Here is a 17,361-nt window from a genome sequence, read left to right as displayed (position 1 = left end):
GTTTTATTCGCTTTTGGTCGTGCTTACAGAGCCAAAACTATTAATGCTTAAATCTGTAATACGGGTATTATTTCCGGTAACAAAAGAAACATTGCTGAGCTTCAGGGTGTGCACATAGGTAGTTTCATCAGTAGTTGTGGTCGTAACTAAAACCTCCCCTTGTTCTGCAACAATTTCTTCAATAACCGTTGGCTCGGTCAACGGTATATCATCACAGAAATAATCGGAAGTAACGGTACTTGAAAAAATTCTGTAAATGATTTGCGAAGGTCCTGAGGAGGTGACAAGGCTTACTTTCTCCTCCGTTACAACCTCATTTGTCAGAAAGTCCGCGGGCAGTTCTAAAATAAGGGCTTCGTCGTCATTGATCTTAAAAAGTACATTTGCTGTTGACACATCCACCGTTTCACAAGTGCCTATGGTGGTTATACTATCAAAATCTAAGGTTTCTATCTGTAAATCTCCATCATTACATGAAGTTAGGAGCACTAAAAAACTAAAAAAAACAAATCTCGCCATGCCCCAAATTTAAGTAGAATATACCACAAGTTTATTCTGATTTGGGTAGAAATTAACTTTAATTCGGTTAATTTTGAACCGTTTAATTTCATGTATTCCAAATGGACAAGGTTTATCTAGATAATGCGGCAACTACGCAGATCAGAAAAAGTGTGATAGCTAAAATGCACGATTCCCTTTCCGGTTTTTATGGCAATCCATCCTCTTCGCATAGCTTCGGGCGATCGGCTAAAACAGCGGTTGAAAGTGCGAGAAAGACTGTTGCGCGATATATGAATGCCCATCCTTCCGAAATTATATTTACCTCTGGAGGAACCGAAGCCGATAACATGATTTTAAGATGTGCGGTAAGAGATTTAGGTATTGAAACCATAATTACGTCTAAAATTGAGCACCATGCGGTTCTTCATACCGTTGAAGATTTGAAGGAAGAAAAAAATTGCGATCTGAAATATGTGGACCTGGATGAGTTTGGTAACCCAAATCTTGCCCATTTGAAAGAATTGTTACAAGCCGATACTACTAAAAAGTTGGTCAGTCTTATGCATGTGAACAATGAAATTGGAAATATTCTTGACATTGATGCCGTCTGTAGGCTGTGTCACGAAAACGGAGCCTTGTTTCATTCAGATACGGTGCAGTCGGTCGGGCATTATCTTTGGGATGTAAAGCAGACTCCAGTAGATTTTCTGACAGCTGCGGCGCATAAATTTCATGGGCCAAAAGGCATAGGTTTTGCCTATGTCAAGAAAAACTCGGGATTAAAGCCCTTTATTTCTGGTGGTACCCAAGAACGCGGTCATAGGGCGGGTACAGAATCTATGCATAATATTGTGGGCTTGGAGGAGGCGCTTATCACTGCACTCGATAATTTAGAAAGCGAAAGGGCCTATATACTCAATCTGAAAAAGCATTTCATTGCGCAAGTTAAAAAGGAAATTCCTGGTGCCAAATTTAATGGCTTTTCAGGTGATTTGGAGAAAGGCACCTATACTTTGGTCAATTTGTGCCTGCCCATTGCACCTGAAAAAGCAATGATGTTATTGTTTCATTTAGATATCAAGGGAATTGCTTGCTCTAAAGGCAGTGCTTGCCAATCAGGAAGTACCCAAGAGTCACATGTGCTTTCAGAAATTCTTTCGGAAGAAGATTTGAAACGACCATCACTTCGCTTTTCTTTTTCGGTATTCAATACAAAAGAAGAACTCGATTATACGGTAGCCGTTCTGAAAGAATTTGTGGCACCCTAGTCATAAACCTATAGGCTGGAAATCTGATTTAAGAAACACTAGCTTTTCTTTCGATCTCTTTTCTTTTCCCGGTCGTAAGGAAATTTTCTAGTGGCAAGCTTCATCATTCTATCAATAAGGTCGGTAGTGTTTTTGCCTGATTTCTTATTGATTTCTTTTTCGTATTTCCAGAGTAGCTTGCCTGTTTCCCCATCACTTATCTTGATGCCGATACGCCCATAATTGGCGTTTCCGGAAAAATAATCCATAAAACTGAATTCGGTCGGTATACCTTTCGATAGTAGTACGTTAAGGTTCATATTGCCACTAATGATTCCGTCAACGCCCAAAATTTCACTGAGTTGTTTGATGGTATACACATCAATGTTTTTATAAGTGATTTCGTTTTGAGCCAATATGGCTTTGGTATTCTGTGTGTTCTGAAAATCGACTGAAAATTTCTTCTTTTTCTTCCGCTGGGAAAAATAGGTTTCCAAGGCATTTTGAACGGCGTATCCTTCCTTTTCCTCTAAAACGCGCAATTCTGTTTTTGATATACTGTTTTCAAGGTCTAGATTGGTTAGAAAAGGGAGAATAGCAAGTATTTCGTGCTTTTCGCTGAGGTCATCGAACTTTTGGCTCTCGTATATGTTCTTCTGGCCATTTGCAAAAAGAAAGGAGAGTATCACTAAGGGGAATAGTATTTTTTTCATGGTTGTATAACTAAAAACGCATACTCAGTTTTAAATTTAAAATACGGGAAGTCATAAAATTAGGAACCGCAAACTGTTGCTTACTTTCGGCATCCCTGACCCAGGTATTGGTAATTGAATTTTGATTGTTGAACAGATTAAAAATTTCTACACCCACGCTAAGCTCTTTGAATTTATGCAACCAATGGTTTTTATCATGGGTGTTGTCGGCATCGGCAAAAATATGGGAAATTCCTAAATCTGCCCGCTTATAGTCTCTTAATCTATTCTGAAAAATATAGGGATCGGCATAACTCGGGGAGCCGCCCGGTACCCCGGTATTATAAACTAAGTTCAAATACATACGTAAATTGGGGATGGTAGGCACATAATCTTGAAAAAGGATTCCGACTTTTAATCGTTGATCTGTCGGCCTTGCAATATACCCCCTGTCATCAATATTCTCCTCGGTCTTTAAAACACCTAGACTGACCCAAGATTCCGTGCCGGGTACAAAGGCACCGTTCAAGCGCATTTCGGCACCATATACATAGGCACTGGTATTGTTCATGGCCGCATAGCGAATGCGAACATCGTTTAGGGTGTACGGATTTACGTGGTCCAGCTTTTTATAATAGGCTTCACCGACCAAAGTAAAGGGTCTGTTCCATAACCTGAAGCTATATTCGTTTCCAAGTACAAAATGAACTGATCTTTGGGCCTTTACTTCGGAATGAACCATTCCGGTATAATCTCGAAGTTCACGATAAAAAGGTGGTTGCTGATAAACACCACCTGATACCCGAAAGAGCATATCACTATCCCAAGCCGGTTTAAGGGCCAGTTGCACCCTTGGACTAAAAATTAGGTGTGACGCTTTTGCCACAGCTGTACCGCTTACAGTCCAATAATGGGCTCGAACACCAACATTATAATATAAGTCATGTTCTTTCCATTGCAACTGTTCACTGTACTGCAAAAAACCTGAAAAACGATTCGTCTTTATAAAGTTCTTTGCGCTGACACCTGTATAAGGCACTAGTGGAGCCTCAAAGGCCGTATTTGGTTGGTTGTTGCTAAATTCTGGTAGGGTAGGACGTATGGAAAAGCCTACGGAATCTATAAACTCAGATTCCCTCAATTGATCACGAATGTCTTCATGGGTGTATTTGGCACCCCATTCAAGCGCTTTTTCCTTTTTGATGTATTTCCCCGTATGTGAAAGGTTGAATATCAAGGCGTCTAAATCGTTTCTAGCGCGTACGAATTGCGTGCCGATTCCTGCCGACGGACTACCAAAACCGGTGTCTGTACCCTCTAAAGTGTATTGTGCAATGACATCTGAATGTTCTTCTTCAGTGGTATGGTAAAGCGAGGAAACAAGCTTTAAGGTAGTATTATCGTTAAGGAAATAACTGGCTTTTAATGCTCCCAATTCGGTGTTGAACCGATTATTTTCATTGCCTTCATAAGCTATAAACAGTGTTCTCGGCCGATTTAGCGTACCAAAACTTGTTTCTCTGTTCAAAGGTTCGTTTTGGTAGTCGTTCAAGGCAATGTTCCCTAAAAAGGCCAATTGGAATTTTTTTGAAAACCGATACGTCAAATAGCTTTGAATATCGGCAAACTTGGGGTTAAAATTGGTGTTCGTTTGTTGGCTGTTGACCAATAGGCTGTTATCGCGATACCGAACACCGGATACACTTGTGAAGGCTTTGTCTTTAGAGATGGTTTCTACGGTAGCACTGGCACCTAAAAAACTGATATCCGATGTTATTCCGAAGGTCGTGGGGCTTTTATAAGTGATGTCTAAAACCGATGATAACTTGTCGCCATATTTAGCTTGAAAGCCTCCTGCCGAAAATTTTACGCCCTGTACCATATCGCTATTTACAAAACTCAAACCTTCTTGCTGTGCAGAACGAATAAGAAAGGGGCGGTAGATTTGAATTTCATTCACGTACACCAGATTCTCGTCATAGTTTCCGCCACGTACCGAATATTGCGTACTCAGCTCATTGTTGGAAGAAACGCCGGGTAAGAGCTTTAGAACATTCTCCACACCTGCATTGGCCCCTGGAATATGTCTTATATCCTTAGGGGAAATATCGGTTACTCCCTCAACGTTTTTATCACCGGAAGGAGTCACGGTTACGCCATCGACCTGAACAACATCGGTTTTCATTACCGGGTTGAATTCATAGGTCTCATTGGTATTGAGTATTAAATTTTCAAGAATGATCGCTTTATTTCCTAAGTGTGAAAAGGTAATGGTCGTTTCTTGTTCGGCAATGATTTGCAAGACATAGAAACCGTTGGCATCGGAATAGGTGCCGCTTGAAAACGAGGAAATGTTGACATTCGATAGCGGTTGATTCGATTCATTAAGAATTACGCCAGTGATGGTAGCGGTTTGTCCGCTCAAAAGGGATATTCCACAAAGCGTGACACTTAAAAGAAAGGCCGAAAGGTTTTTCAAACCATTTATTTTCTATGGAAATTGGATTCTAGGGTAGTGCTGTTACCAACATTATCGGTAACCACTACTTTGAGCTTGCACTGGTTTTTGTCTAGGATCTTATCGTCGAAATTATAGGTAATCGTATTGGTCTTGGGTTCATATTCCATCAATATCCATTCCCCGTTTAGGGTCGCAGAATACGAATCGATGCCACTCAAGTCGTCGGAGATGCGAAGGCTTAAATACCTATAATTTGTCAACCACTGATTATCCTTAAAATTTTTCGAATATATTTTGGGAGGAATAGTGTCTTTGGCCAATGCATAGGTTCCTAAATTACGTGTACGGGTCGTAAAAGTTGTTCCGCGCTTATAGGTCGAAGCATAACTTGGTCTGAGATTCTTGTCCAGCCTTGCGATAAAAAGTTGTTTTCGCTCTTCTTCCGAATATTTTGAAGCATCGAAAGTAATGGTGAAATTACGGTGGGCCGGAACCGTGTTGTTATGTATGGTGACGGTATCTTTTCCTTTTTTAAGATCGATATAAAAATCTGTATAAAAGGTGTTTGAGGGAAAATATACTTTGGCGATACCCAAGTCATAATTGTTAGGTTTTTTCGCCACGACATAATGCTCTGTTTTTAGTTCCTCCTTTTCTACTTTAAGGGGTTCCCTTTTACCCTCAATGGGTACTTGCAATTTGGTAAGATTCCCTTTATAATCGCGTATCAATATTTCAACGTTGTAACTCAGCCCTTCCCGTACGACAATTTTTCCGTCGTTATGTAGCTTGTTGTAAATGCTCAATCGATTTCCAGGAGCTTTGAAACATTGTTGTATTTTTTGCCGGTACTTCCCATAATGCTCATAATCGATAAGGGTGTTGAGATAGCGTGTCTCGGCGAAAGAAAAAGTTTCAAAATCGTAATCGGTATACACCTTTCCATTGACCAATTGTTGCACTGAATAGACTCCATTGCGGTTCGCTGCCATATCTTGACGGTCAAAACCTATGAACCCTAAGCCAATAGTGCCCGCGGCCATCACTTTGTCGGCCAAAAAAGACCCATCTTCTTGACGTGTAAAATTTATTGCAATTTTCTTTTGACTTTGGTTGACCTGGGCATCGTCGGAAAGAGGGTAACCATATAGCTTAACAAGCGTGGGGTCAGTGGCGTCACGAACTTCGTAGCCATATAAAAGTGGGTTCGTGGGTTTTTCGGAAATACTGCTTCGTATTTCGAAATGCAAATGCGGACCCGAAGAACTTCCTGTATTGCCCCCATAGGCGATGATATCACCTTTTTCTACGGATACTTCCCCGTAATCGGGAAACACTTCTACCTCGTACGATTTCTTTTTATATTGTATTTTTTTGATATACTCTTCGATTTTCGGGGAGAATTTTTGAAGGTGGCCGTATACCGATGTAAAACCGTTCGGATGTGCCAGATACAAAACTTTGCCATAACCCCAATGTGATATTTTTATACGGGTTACCGTGCCGTCGCCAATGGCATAAATGGGGAGGCCTTGTCGCTGTTGCGTCTTGATGTCTACCCCAGAATGAAAGTGATTTGATCGTAATTCCCCAAAGGTTCCCGCTAAGATCAAAGGAATATCCATAGGCGATCGAAAAGCGTCTTTCGGATAATTTTCCTGTGCTTGAATGCTAATTGAAAAAAATAACAACAAACCAAAAATAACCTTTCCCATAATTTAAAATAAGATGGTACGAAAGTAATCAATAGTGTTGAATCGCTAAAAAACTTATCGATTAAATGAGGTATGTTTATCGTCAACAAAATATATTAGGAGTCTTTGTCCGGCCTTTCCCTTTCCTGAGATTTTAAAATTTCAAAGATTATTTTCGCTTTTTCCTTCCGGACAATGAACAATGTTAAATAATGGCTTCCACAAACTGCAAAAGCCTTCGAATAGCGATTGGGCGGCTACTAGCAAAAACTAAAGATGGTTCAATTAAAGTATTACTTGAAGAATAATTGAAAAAACTATTGCTAAGTCGAACGATGTATGTTAACTTTGTGTAATATGCATTGAATTTTCTTTATGAGCGAATTGGTTGAAATAGTTGATTCCCTGGAAAACAAAATCAGTAAGCTATTGCATAAGTTGGAGTTGCTTAACCAAACGAATCGAAAGTTGGAACATGAACTGATTGCCATTAGAAATGATCAGAACAGTGTTAGAAATTCGGTTGTAGAATGGGAAGAGAAATACAATTCACTCAAACTTGCAAATTCAATGTTGGGCAGTAATACGAATAAAACAGAAGCTAAGCTTAAAATAAATACGTTAATAAGGGAGTTGGATCAATGTATTGCCCAACTTGCGGAATAATGTAATAGAATACTATGCCGGAAAAGCTCAAAATCAAGCTTTCTATTGCGGATAGAATATATCCATTAACGATCGACCCTTCGCAAGAGGAAGGATTGCGGAAAGCAGCGAAAAACATTGAGCAGTTGGCCAAAAAGTTTGAACAAAACTATGCGGTAAGAGATAAGCAAGATGTATTGGCGATGTGCGCCTTGCAGTTTGCCTCTAAAATTGAACAGAAAGGTATAGACCAGTCAGAAGGTGCTAAAGAGGCCATAGAAAGGCTGGTAGCATTGGATAGATTGGTAGATTCGAAGCTTGGTATTAAATAAAATACGTTCTTTTAAATAACTAAAGTTACTGCCCACATTGGTAATATCTTTTGACGAACTCAACACTAATTTGTTTAAAAAGGGTGAGTTTAGATTGTAAAAGCAAGCCTTACTTGTATAAGGATCCTTGATCAGTCTGTTAGCCCTAAACCTGTTTTTAGGAGTTTGTACAAAACTTCTCCGATGTGGGCTTTTTTTTGCTTTTTTCAGAATGAAAAGGGTTTTGATGCCAAGGGTGGCTTTCAGGTTGTAATCCTGAGATTAATTTAATTCTTAACAAATTATGGACAGTACTATATTAGTGATAATTGCGGCGATAGCCGGCCTCGCGATTGGGTTTTTAATCGCTAAATCAATGGAAAAGGGAAAAGCTTCGAAAACCATAGCAAATGCAAAAAAAGAAGCAGATACGATTCTGAAAGGAGCTAAGGTCGAAGGGGAGAGCATTAAAAAGGATAAAATATTTCAGGCCAAAGAGAAATTTTTAGAGTTAAAGGCAGAACATGAAAAGGTAATTGTACATAAGGATAAAAAAATAAGTGAGGCCGAAAAACGCACTAGGGATAAGGAGTCTCAGGTAAGCAGTGAATTGGCAAGAAATAAAAAGTTGAATGCCGAGCTAGATGGTAAAATAAGGGATGTAGCCCATAAGGAAGAATTTTACGAAAAGAAACAGGCTGAGCTTGATAAGTTGCACAAAAACCAGGTGCAACAACTGGAGGTGATTTCAGGATTATCTGCAGATGACGCTAAGGCCGAGTTGCTCGAATCTTTAAAGGAAACGGCAAAGACCGATGCGATGTCTTTCATACAGGCAACTTTAGAAGACGCCAAACTTACGGCACAACAAGAGGCCAAAAAGATAGTTATCAATACCATTCAAAGAATTGGTACCGAAGAGGCCGTCGAGAATTGTGTATCAGTTTTTAATATTGAATCTGATGATGTTAAAGGTCGTATCATTGGTCGTGAAGGTCGGAATATTAGAGCTTTGGAAGCGGCTACAGGTGTTGAAATTATCGTTGATGACACCCCAGAGGCCATTATACTCTCTTGTTTTGATTCCGTACGCCGTGAGGTGGCGCGTTTGTCGTTGCATAAATTGGTTACAGATGGAAGGATTCATCCAGCTCGGATTGAAGAAATTGTTAAAAAGACCGAAAAACAGATAGAGCAAGAAATTGTCGAAATCGGAAAACGTACGGTTATCGATTTGGGTATTCACGGATTACATCCTGAGCTGATTAAAGCAGTTGGGCGTATGAAGTACCGGTCGTCTTACGGGCAAAATTTACTGCAACACTCGCGGGAAGTTGCCAAACTTTGCGGCGTGATGGCTGCCGAATTAGGTTTGAACCCTAAACTGGCCAAACGCGCGGGCTTACTGCATGATATTGGAAAAGTACCGAATACGGAGGCAGAGGTAGAAACGCCCCATGCTATTTTAGGAATGCAATGGGCAGAGAAATTTGGAGAAAAACCAGATATATGCAACGCTATCGGAGCTCACCATGATGAAATAGAGATGAAAACATTGATTTCTCCGATTGTTCAGGTTTGCGATGCCATAAGTGGTGCACGTCCTGGAGCAAGACGGCAAGTATTGGATTCATATATTCAACGGCTTAAAGATTTGGAAGATATCGCCTTCGGTTTTGGCGGAGTTCAAAAAGCTTATGCCATTCAGGCCGGAAGGGAACTTCGGGTAATCGTTGAAAGTGAAAAAGTCAGCGATGACAAAGCTGCGGAACTATCTTTTGAAATTTCCCAGAAAATTCAGACGGATATGACTTATCCGGGGCAGGTAAAAGTTACTGTTATTCGAGAAACAAGGGCCGTCAATGTAGCGAAATAGAAGGCATTTACGCTTCAAGATTATTTAAATAGGGTATACCAAAAGCTCCGATTTACGACTTTGCGCGGTACGAAGCAAACTTTGAATCATTGGCAAACAATACAAACAGCTTACTTCACCGCGTTCGTAATAAATGCTTTTTATAGTTTTTGTACCCTCTTTTTAGCGATTGCCGATTAAGGTCAATGCAATCCAATCTTTAAGATTTTCTTCTTCTTCGTGGGTAAGTGTCATTTTTCTGCCTTTCGGCATTTTTCTTTTTATAAACACTTGCTTATTTATTTCCACGGCCAAAGAGTCCATATTCTCAAATGTAAAAACATCCGTTCGCTTTTTGACGGCATGGCAAAAATTACATTTGGCCTGTAGTACTGTAAACGCCTTATCTTTTGTTGTGGTCTGCGTTAAATCGTCATTCCAATGTCGGGGCACATTTAACGAAATCAAGTGCAACAAGAAGAGGGGTAAAAGAACGATAGTGCGAAAGAACATCGTATTTTAGGTATTAAAATTCATCAATAGAGAGTATTCCTGAAAACGGCAAGCGTTCTGTGATGAATTCGTTACTATAATTTGAACACAGCCCTGTACTACGTAATCGCCATAAAACTTCGAGGCTTTTGTAAATTTTTATTACTTCTTAATTCGTTTTTACACCTTGAGTGGTAAACGAGAGGCCCTGTTGCCCTGAAGTTGAAATCATAACCCCCTCGAAAAGCGGCTCGTGGTTGTTTTCTTTTGTTGCCCATTCAAATATAAAATTGGCACCTGTGCCTCCATCTTCATCCCTTTCGTTTATAACTATTTCGATAGTTTCCATAGGTTTCAGAAAAATAGGTTCCGTTATATAGGTGCGAATCAATTTGCCTTGTGTATTGTAATAAGTCGCTTTTTTGATAAAGACAGAATCTTTCAAATCTGTATTTCTCAAGCTGACGGTCGAGGTAAGGTCGTGCGTTTTATGTTCCGATAGGCTATAGATTTTAGAGTAAACCGATAAATAAGAAGTGCCATTATTTAAGGAGTCGGTTACATTCAACAAAATCTTTCTATTTGCCAAATTGATAGGGTCTATTGTGCTTTTATTTTCTGGTTCCTCCATACAGGAACCTAGTAATAGGGCCAATATCGGAATGATGTACAGGTGTTTCATAAACTTAATTGTATTGCAGTAATTTTAGTTGTCCTCCAATTCAGGTAAAAGATACTAACTTTTCATTTGTTCGAGTACAAATATAATAGCATTTCACGGTTATCTTTTAATCTAAAGGTATGGTAATATATCAATGATGAGTCGCTGCGCTAATACACCAAAGTTTTTGATGTCTCCATAGTTTTTATCTATGAAAAACTGATTTGTAATACTAAAATATTTGGTAATTTCATTCCACTAACTTATTAATCATAAAAAACAATCAAAATGGATGATAAACAACAAAGCAACGTTTGGGATGTAAATGAATCAAGTGCAAAATGCCCGTTTTTAAATGGAGAATTACACCAGGCGGCTGGTGGAGGAACATCAAATCGTGATTGGTGGCCGAACCAGTTGAATCTGAATATTCTGCGCCAACATGCTTCCCCGTCGAATCCGATGGGCGAAAACTTCAACTATGCGGAAGAATTTAAAACGTTGGATCTGGCCGCCGTAAAAGAAGATCTTTATAAATTGATGACCGATAGCCAAGATTGGTGGCCTGCAGATTATGGCCACTACGGGCCTTTCTTTATCCGTATGGCTTGGCATAGTGCAGGAACATACCGTATTGCCGATGGGCGGGGAGGAGCAGGCTCGGGATCACAGCGTTTTGCCCCTTTGAACAGCTGGCCCGATAATGCCAATTTAGATAAGGCGAGACTATTGCTTTGGCCGATAAAACAAAAGTATGGAAAGAAACTTTCTTGGGCCGATCTTTTGATTTTGGCCGGTAATTGTGCCCATGAATCAATGGGATTGAAAATGTTCGGTTTTGCCGGGGGTCGCGAAGATATTTGGCAGCCTGAAGAAGATATTTATTGGGGCTCGGAAACGGAATGGCTGGGAAATAAAGACCGATATGCCGAGGAAGAAAAATTGGAAAATCCTTTGGGTGCAGCTCACATGGGGCTGATTTATGTGAATCCCGAAGGGCATAATGCAAACCCTGACCCCGTTGAATCTGCACATTATATCAGGGAGACTTTTGGTCGTATGGCGATGAACGATTACGAGACCGTTGCACTTATTGCCGGCGGTCACACTTTTGGTAAAACACATGGTGCCGCAGATCCTACGGACTATGTAGATGCAGAACCAGCTGCTGCAGGCCTTGAAATGCAAGGTCTTGGTTGGAAAAACAACTTTGGCAGCGGAAGTGGGGAACATACCATTACTAGTGGTTTGGAAGGTGCCTGGACCAATACACCTACCAAATGGGACAATAATTTTTTTGAAACCCTTTTCGGTTACGAATGGGAATTGACCAAAAGTCCGGGAGGTGCACACCAATGGAAACCAAAAGATAATGCCGGTGCAGGTACCGTACCCGATGCGCACAACCCCGAAAAGAAAAATGATCCCTTTATGTTGACGACCGACCTTTCTTTGCGCATGGATCCGGCCTATGAGAAAATTTCCAGACATTTTTATGAGAACCCCGAGGAGTTTGCCGATGCCTATTCACGTGCTTGGTTTAAATTGACACATCGAGATATGGGGCCTATCGATCGGTATTTGGGACCAGAAGTGCCTCAAGAGGAGTTGATTTGGCAAGATCCCGTTCCTGCAGTAGATCATGAACTGGTCAATGACAATGACATTGCCAATTTAAAAGCAAATATTTTGGCTTCGGGGCTATCTGTTGCCGAATTGGTTGGTACAGCTTGGGCATCGGCTTCGACTTTTAGAGGTTCCGATATGCGGGGTGGCGCCAATGGCGCCAGGGTGCGATTGGCCCCTCAGAAAGATTGGAAGGTCAATAATCCGGAACAATTAAAAAAAGTTCTAGACACCTTGGGTCGAATTCAAAATGAGTTTAACGGGGCGCAATCGGGAAATAAAAAGGTATCCTTGGCCGATCTGATTGTTTTAGGAGGATGCGCCGCTGTCGAAAAAGCCGCTAATAACGCAGGTCATGAAGTGACCGTACCATTTACTGCAGGCCGTACCGATGCCACCGAAGAGCAGACCGATGCGGAAGCTTTTGAAGCATTGGAACCGGTAGCAGATGGTTTCCGAAATTACGTAAAGGACAAATATTCGGTCAGTTCCGAAGAACTTTTGGTCGACAAGGCACAGTTGTTGACATTGACCGTACCTGAGATGACCGTTTTGATAGGAGGTATGCGCGTGTTGAACACAAATTTTGACGGTTCGAAACACGGCGTGTTCACTGAACGGCCAGAGACGTTGACCAACGACTTCTTTACCAACTTGCTCGATATGGGCACGACCTGGAAAGCTGTTGGGGACTCTGATGATATCTTTGAAGGCCGTGATCGCAAAACCGATGAATTTAAATGGACGGGTACCCGTGCAGATCTTATCTTTGGTTCGAATTCAGAACTTCGTGCCATGGCGGAAGTTTATGCCTGTGGTGATGCCGATACCAAGTTCGTAACTGATTTTATAACAGCTTGGAACAAGGTGATGAACTTAGATCGTTTCGATCTGGCCTAATTTTAGGTTTGCAAAACGGTTGAACCGTAAGCAATAAAAAGGTAAAAGGTGGTCTGGTAACGGGCCACCTTTTTGTTTTTCAATATCCCTAAATCTTGATTTGCTATTTCCTTTAGCGCCAGAATACCTCGATCGAATTATTGATCCAGGGTAAATCAATACGACGAATATCCCAAGGGATAAAATCTAATAGTACATCGATACCCTTTTGTTCTACAGTTAATTTAAGTCTTTCGGGGTTGAAACTGAGAATTCCATCCCGTTGTAAAAAGGATTCTCGAATAGCGGCATCGGATGAATTTTGTACTTTTTCCCAATTGCTTCGCAGCCCGTCCATTAGGCTATCAGCGACTTCTTTTTCTTCGGCAGTGATTTGATTTAAAGGTACTAATGCATGTGTTGGTGACAACCCGACCATAAGTTTGTTCAGAAGTAATTGATGCTCCGGAAAGTCAATCGCGCCGTAAACTAGATACTGTAAAAGATATGCTCCACGTTGTTGGGCAGCTACATCGATAAAAGTGCCTTCATGTACTAGATTCACACGTTCAAAAAATGTGTTGAGAAACGGCCAGAATATTATCACACCGGCATTTGAAATATGAGCTTCCATACTAAATTGTGTTGGTTATTTCATTTGACCTCTGAAAACTACGAATAAATCACTTCCTTTTTCCCCACCAAATATAAAACCCGGTGATGGGCAGTGAAGCCCCAATCAGCGAAGCCAAAAAAGCCAATAACCTCCCGGGAAAACCCAAAATAGAACCCAAATGCACATCATAGGCCAAGGCATTTATTTTGGTAAAGAAACTGGCCTCTTCGCTCATTCCGTTTTTAAATTGACCTTTCAAACGTTCTCCCGTATATCGGTCAAAATGGAAATGATCTATGCTGCTTACCAATTGGTTCTTGTCGATTACCGATATATGAATGGGATCTTCCGGTTTATGCGGATTACTGATTCTGATCGAATGGTGTGGGAATTCTTTTCGAAACCGTACGCCTAATCGCTCCATTACAGCATAGGGGTTGGTAAGGTGTGCAATACTATCTTTTTTTGACTTCGGAAGGTCGTAGGCTATCGACTTTTCTTGACCGATGGATTCGAATGCATTTTTTACGGCTTTAAATCCCCAAAAAAGTCCGGTACCGATAATAAATAGTAACACCCAACTCGCGTAAAACCCCGTCACATTATGAAAGGCATAATTCAGGGCTGTTGGTCGTGCTTTCCAATTGATTTTTAGACTTTTTTTAAGCTTCGAACGCTTGGAAGGCCACCACAAAACAATACCCGTTACGGCCATAATAAGAAATGACAAGGTGCCCCAATGCACTATTTCGCGACCGATATCGCCCAATAATAAATTGCGATGTAATTTCTTGAGCTGGTTCAGCCACCCTAGGTTCATATCTTGAAGGTGGATGAGCTCACCCGTGTAAGGATTGATTTGGGCAATATAATAAGTTCCAGGAGCGTAGAGTAATATTTCAGCGGTACGCGACGGCCCCCGATAATATACCGTTCTAAAATCACCCTTAGGTAAAGCTTGTTTTGCGGTTTCCGCCAATTTTTCTACGGCGACAAAAGGGGCATCTTGCGCACCTATTTTTTCTTTATAAATAATGGCAGCGATTTCTGGTGCCCAACAGTAAAGAGCACCACTAAAGGCGATAGTAAAAAACAAGACGCCCAGGGGGAGGCCCAACCAAAGGTGTATTTTTTGTATCCAATATTTTGGGTGGTTGCGGGAAGCCAATAGGGGTTGTTATTTATAGGAACCCAAATATCAAACTTTTTTATGAATTTTTGGGTTTGATCTAAATAGGGAAAAAAGAAAACCGCTTCATAAAGCGGTTTAATTTGAGTAATCTTTTGAAATTGTGACTTTTCTTAGGCCACGTTTGTATTACGGTACGCTTTTATTTCGATTAGCTCTTTTTCTTTAGCTTCCTTTTCTTCTTCGATATCATAATCATCTTGAAGCCCCAGCCAGAATTTCGCGGAATTGCCAAAATACTTACTTAGCCGCAGTGCCGTGTCGGCGGTAATTCTACGGTTGCTTTTTAGAATTTCCGAAATTCTTGTCTGAGGTATGTTTAGGTCTTTGGAAAGTCTATATGCACTTATTTCGAGCGGTTCAAGAAATTCATAGCGTAAAATTTCTCCAGGATGTATATTCGGTAGCTTTTCCATGTTGTTTCTTTTTTTAGTGATAATCAATTATTTCCACTTTACTGACATTGCCTTTTTCCCAAAGAAAAATTATTCGCCATTGCCTATTAATTCGAATACTATAGAACCCGTTTAAATCTCCAGCTAGTTTTTCAAGTCGGTTCGAAGGCGGAATTCTTAAATCGGCAATATCTTGAGAGTTGTTTAACATTCTCAATTTCCGACGGCCAATATTTTGAATTTCAAGCGGCATCTTCTTTACTCTTGTGCCGTTCCAAATTTGCTCGGTTTCTTTGGAGCCAAACGATAAAATCATAACTTCTTACGTTACTAACGTCAAAGGTAAGTATTTTATTTGTAATGGCATGGAATATTTGGTTCACATCTATATTATTTAGAAATACGTGTGGAAAACTTAGAACCACTTGATAGAATAGTTTTAAAATGTAATTTTTTATTGACAGTCCCACTTTTGTGTATAATTTGTTCTAGTGGGCGTGGATACCCTTGGTTACATTCTTTCGGTAACATGGTTGATTTGTAGGGTCTCATAGACTTCGTCGATAACCTCTTGCTTATCGGCAAAAACCATCAGCGTATCGCCATCTTCGATTACCGTAGAACCGTTCGGGGTGATATAGGCATCATTACGCCGGATCATGGCAATTATCGCATGTTTGGGGAAACCGAGCTCCACGATTTTCTTGTCGAGGGCAAAACAGTCTGGGCCGATACGAATATCTTTCATTACTGTTTTTGGGCTATCCATAAACAGCATATCGGTAGGGTTTAGCTTTTTTTCTTCTTTCGGCAGTGCTACATTCAGCCATTTGGCGACTACCGAAAGTGTGGTGCCCTGAATCAATACCGAAGTCACCGAAATAAAGAAAACGATGTTAAACATCATATCGGCTTTGTCAATACCCGCTAGTAGGGGGTAAGTGGCAAAAACGATGGGTACGGCACCTCGCAGCCCGACCCAAGAAATATAAAGACGCCGTCTGAATTTCATTTTAAAGAAACTCAGGCTTAAGAGCACGCTTAAAGGCCGGGCGACCAAAATCAGAAACAGTGAAATAATCAACCCCACCCCGAACACCGGGAAAACGTGCGTGGGGAAAACCAGTAGGCCCAAGGTCAAAAACAGAATGATCTGCATCAGCCAGGCCAGCCCGTCGTACATCTTCAAGATGGTTTTTTTATGTATCAGGTCTTGATTGCCTAAATACACCGAACAAATATAGATGGCCAGAAACCCGTTGCCCCCGACAAAGTCGGTAGCCGAAAAAGTGATAAACATCAGGGCAATTACCAATACGGGGTAGAGGCCTTCGAAATCGAGACGAATACGGTTGATGATCAATTTACTGAGCTTACCAAATAGAAAACCGGCAACACCCCCGAAAATCATCTGTTGTAGAAATAGCGGAATAATAGAAGCCAAATCTTGATCTTGGTTGATGACCAGTGTCAAAAAGGCAAGGGTCAACACATAGGCCATGGGGTCATTACTACCGCTTTCAAGCTCGAGTGTAGGCCTTAGATTGGTGCGTAGAGCCAAATTTTTAGACCGTAAAATCGAGAATACGGCTGCGGCATCGGTCGAAGAAACGATAGAGCCCAAGAGCATACTCTCATAAATGGTGAAGTCGGTGATCAGCCAAACGAACGTACCCAAGGAAAGCGCGGTTAATAAAACGCCAAGGGTCGACAAGGCCAGCCCCTCACGCAGAATAGGTTTTACCGTATTCCAGTTGGTGTCGAGTCCCCCGGAAAAAAGAATAAAGTTAAGCGACACGATTCCGATAAATTGGGCGATTTTTGGGTCGTTGAATTGAATACCACCTAGGCCTTCAGAGCCGGCCAACATACCGATGGCCAAAAATAGCAATAGGGTGGGTACGCCGAATTTATAGGAGGTTTTCCCCACGATGATGCTCACAAAAAGGAGTAATGAGCCAACCAGCATGATGTTTTCGATCGTTAAATTCATGTCTTTAGTTTAAAATAATGAATCTCCGCAAAAATACGGGTAACTACAAGAGGCATGGCCTAAAAAACATTCTTTTTTTGTACAATTGCAATGTTAGTTCACGA

General features: G+C 40.9%; 16 protein-coding genes and 1 other RNA gene. 6 read left to right on the top strand and 11 right to left on the bottom strand.

What is annotated here, in order from left to right; all coding sequences use genetic code 11:
* Nucleotides 1–3: 3 nt before the first annotated feature.
* The gene (locus AACZ88_RS03705; RefSeq protein ID WP_339706355.1) at nt 4–519 is read right to left on the bottom strand and encodes a hypothetical protein; all 516 of its coding nucleotides are present in this window, start codon (nt 517–519) and stop codon (nt 4–6) included.
* 101 nt (nt 520–620) lie between these two features.
* Between AACZ88_RS03705 and AACZ88_RS03700 the strand changes: the two genes are divergently transcribed.
* A complete protein-coding gene (locus AACZ88_RS03700) occupies nt 621–1,769 on the top strand; it encodes a cysteine desulfurase family protein (protein WP_339706352.1) in 1,149 nt (382 codons plus the stop codon).
* A gap of 38 nt (nt 1,770–1,807) precedes the next feature.
* Here AACZ88_RS03700 and AACZ88_RS03695 read toward each other — a convergent pair whose 3' ends face one another.
* The 3 genes from AACZ88_RS03695 to AACZ88_RS03685 are packed head-to-tail and all read right to left on the bottom strand — an operon-like array spanning nt 1,808 to nt 6,616.
* Nucleotides 1,808–2,461 carry a hypothetical protein gene (locus AACZ88_RS03695; RefSeq protein WP_339706349.1) on the bottom strand — a complete coding sequence of 218 codons (654 nt, stop codon included), beginning with the start codon at nt 2,459–2,461 and terminating at the stop codon, nt 1,808–1,810.
* Between the two features lie 10 nt (nt 2,462–2,471).
* Entirely contained in the window at nt 2,472–4,919 is a 2,448-nt protein-coding gene (locus tag AACZ88_RS03690) for a carboxypeptidase-like regulatory domain-containing protein (protein ID WP_339706346.1), read from the bottom strand.
* A 5-nt stretch (nt 4,920–4,924) separates the two neighbouring features.
* Nucleotides 4,925–6,616, bottom strand: a complete 1,692-nt coding sequence (locus AACZ88_RS03685) for a M23 family metallopeptidase (protein ID WP_339706343.1) — start codon at nt 6,614–6,616, stop codon at nt 4,925–4,927.
* A gap of 354 nt (nt 6,617–6,970) precedes the next feature.
* On the opposite strand from AACZ88_RS03685, the gene AACZ88_RS03680 reads away from it, so the two are divergent.
* The 4 genes from AACZ88_RS03680 to rny all read left to right on the top strand — a co-directional run bounded on the left by AACZ88_RS03680 (nt 6,971) and on the right by rny (nt 9,427).
* Entirely contained in the window at nt 6,971–7,261 is a 291-nt protein-coding gene (locus AACZ88_RS03680; RefSeq protein WP_339706340.1) for a hypothetical protein, read from the top strand.
* Between the two features lie 14 nt (nt 7,262–7,275).
* Nucleotides 7,276–7,572: a cell division protein ZapA gene (locus tag AACZ88_RS03675; protein WP_339706337.1), complete on the top strand. Its 297-nt coding sequence runs from the start codon at nt 7,276–7,278 to the stop codon at nt 7,570–7,572.
* Between the two features lie 57 nt (nt 7,573–7,629).
* A non-coding RNA gene (gene ssrS, locus AACZ88_RS03670) (6S RNA) lies at nt 7,630–7,739 on the top strand.
* A 116-nt stretch (nt 7,740–7,855) separates the two neighbouring features.
* Entirely contained in the window at nt 7,856–9,427 is a 1,572-nt protein-coding gene (gene rny / locus AACZ88_RS03665) for a ribonuclease Y (protein ID WP_339706334.1), read from the top strand.
* A 162-nt stretch (nt 9,428–9,589) separates the two neighbouring features.
* Here the strand turns inward: rny and AACZ88_RS03660 are convergent, their stop codons facing one another.
* On the bottom strand, nt 9,590–9,919 hold the full coding sequence (locus AACZ88_RS03660; RefSeq protein ID WP_339706331.1) for a hypothetical protein: 330 nt from the start codon (nt 9,917–9,919) through the stop codon (nt 9,590–9,592).
* A 148-nt stretch (nt 9,920–10,067) separates the two neighbouring features.
* The gene (locus AACZ88_RS03655) at nt 10,068–10,580 is read right to left on the bottom strand and encodes a DUF3124 domain-containing protein (RefSeq protein ID WP_339706328.1); all 513 of its coding nucleotides are present in this window, start codon (nt 10,578–10,580) and stop codon (nt 10,068–10,070) included.
* Nucleotides 10,581–10,847: 267 nt separating this feature from the next.
* On the opposite strand from AACZ88_RS03655, the gene katG reads away from it, so the two are divergent.
* The gene (katG, locus tag AACZ88_RS03650) at nt 10,848–13,085 is read left to right on the top strand and encodes a catalase/peroxidase HPI (protein ID WP_339706325.1); all 2,238 of its coding nucleotides are present in this window, start codon (nt 10,848–10,850) and stop codon (nt 13,083–13,085) included.
* Nucleotides 13,086–13,197: 112 nt separating this feature from the next.
* Here katG and AACZ88_RS03645 read toward each other — a convergent pair whose 3' ends face one another.
* From AACZ88_RS03645 to AACZ88_RS03625, 5 genes are all read right to left on the bottom strand, one after another.
* A complete protein-coding gene (locus tag AACZ88_RS03645) occupies nt 13,198–13,698 on the bottom strand; it encodes a contractile injection system tape measure protein (RefSeq protein ID WP_339706322.1) in 501 nt (166 codons plus the stop codon).
* Between the two features lie 49 nt (nt 13,699–13,747).
* Nucleotides 13,748–14,848 carry a PepSY-associated TM helix domain-containing protein gene (locus tag AACZ88_RS03640; RefSeq protein ID WP_339706319.1) on the bottom strand — a complete coding sequence of 367 codons (1,101 nt, stop codon included), beginning with the start codon at nt 14,846–14,848 and terminating at the stop codon, nt 13,748–13,750.
* Nucleotides 14,849–14,982: 134 nt separating this feature from the next.
* A complete protein-coding gene (locus tag AACZ88_RS03635; protein ID WP_339706316.1) occupies nt 14,983–15,285 on the bottom strand; it encodes a HigA family addiction module antitoxin in 303 nt (100 codons plus the stop codon).
* Between the two features lie 13 nt (nt 15,286–15,298).
* Nucleotides 15,299–15,580: a type II toxin-antitoxin system RelE/ParE family toxin gene (locus AACZ88_RS03630; protein WP_339706313.1), complete on the bottom strand. Its 282-nt coding sequence runs from the start codon at nt 15,578–15,580 to the stop codon at nt 15,299–15,301.
* 195 nt (nt 15,581–15,775) lie between these two features.
* The gene (locus AACZ88_RS03625; RefSeq protein ID WP_339706310.1) at nt 15,776–17,257 is read right to left on the bottom strand and encodes a potassium/proton antiporter; all 1,482 of its coding nucleotides are present in this window, start codon (nt 17,255–17,257) and stop codon (nt 15,776–15,778) included.
* Nucleotides 17,258–17,361: the final 104 nt, after the last annotated feature.

The organism is uncultured Kriegella sp. (assembly GCF_963975415.1).
Taxonomy (GTDB): domain Bacteria; phylum Bacteroidota; class Bacteroidia; order Flavobacteriales; family Flavobacteriaceae; genus Kriegella.
The sequence above is the reverse complement of the archived record's forward strand: the minus strand, read 5'-3'. Positions and strand labels throughout refer to the sequence as shown.

Bases quoted from the DNA above. Each gene is read 5' to 3' on its own strand.
- AACZ88_RS03685 (WP_339706343.1), bottom strand. From the start codon at position 6,616: ATGGGAAAGGTTATTTTTGGTTTGTTGTTATTTTTTTCAATTAGCATT.
- AACZ88_RS03680 (WP_339706340.1), top strand. From the start codon at position 6,971: ATGAGCGAATTGGTTGAAATAGTTGATTCCCTGGAAAACAAAATCAGT.
- AACZ88_RS03635 (WP_339706316.1), bottom strand. From the start codon at position 15,285: ATGGAAAAGCTACCGAATATACATCCTGGAGAAATTTTACGCTATGAA.
- AACZ88_RS03695 (WP_339706349.1), bottom strand. From the start codon at position 2,461: ATGAAAAAAATACTATTCCCCTTAGTGATACTCTCCTTTCTTTTTGCA.
- AACZ88_RS03660 (WP_339706331.1), bottom strand. From the start codon at position 9,919: ATGTTCTTTCGCACTATCGTTCTTTTACCCCTCTTCTTGTTGCACTTG.
- rny (WP_339706334.1), top strand. From the start codon at position 7,856: ATGGACAGTACTATATTAGTGATAATTGCGGCGATAGCCGGCCTCGCG.
- AACZ88_RS03625 (WP_339706310.1), bottom strand. From the start codon at position 17,257: ATGAATTTAACGATCGAAAACATCATGCTGGTTGGCTCATTACTCCTT.
- AACZ88_RS03655 (WP_339706328.1), bottom strand. From the start codon at position 10,580: ATGAAACACCTGTACATCATTCCGATATTGGCCCTATTACTAGGTTCC.
- AACZ88_RS03675 (WP_339706337.1), top strand. From the start codon at position 7,276: ATGCCGGAAAAGCTCAAAATCAAGCTTTCTATTGCGGATAGAATATAT.
- AACZ88_RS03700 (WP_339706352.1), top strand. From the start codon at position 621: ATGGACAAGGTTTATCTAGATAATGCGGCAACTACGCAGATCAGAAAA.
- AACZ88_RS03705 (WP_339706355.1), bottom strand. From the start codon at position 519: ATGGCGAGATTTGTTTTTTTTAGTTTTTTAGTGCTCCTAACTTCATGT.
- AACZ88_RS03645 (WP_339706322.1), bottom strand. From the start codon at position 13,698: ATGGAAGCTCATATTTCAAATGCCGGTGTGATAATATTCTGGCCGTTT.
- AACZ88_RS03630 (WP_339706313.1), bottom strand. From the start codon at position 15,580: ATGATTTTATCGTTTGGCTCCAAAGAAACCGAGCAAATTTGGAACGGC.
- katG (WP_339706325.1), top strand. From the start codon at position 10,848: ATGGATGATAAACAACAAAGCAACGTTTGGGATGTAAATGAATCAAGT.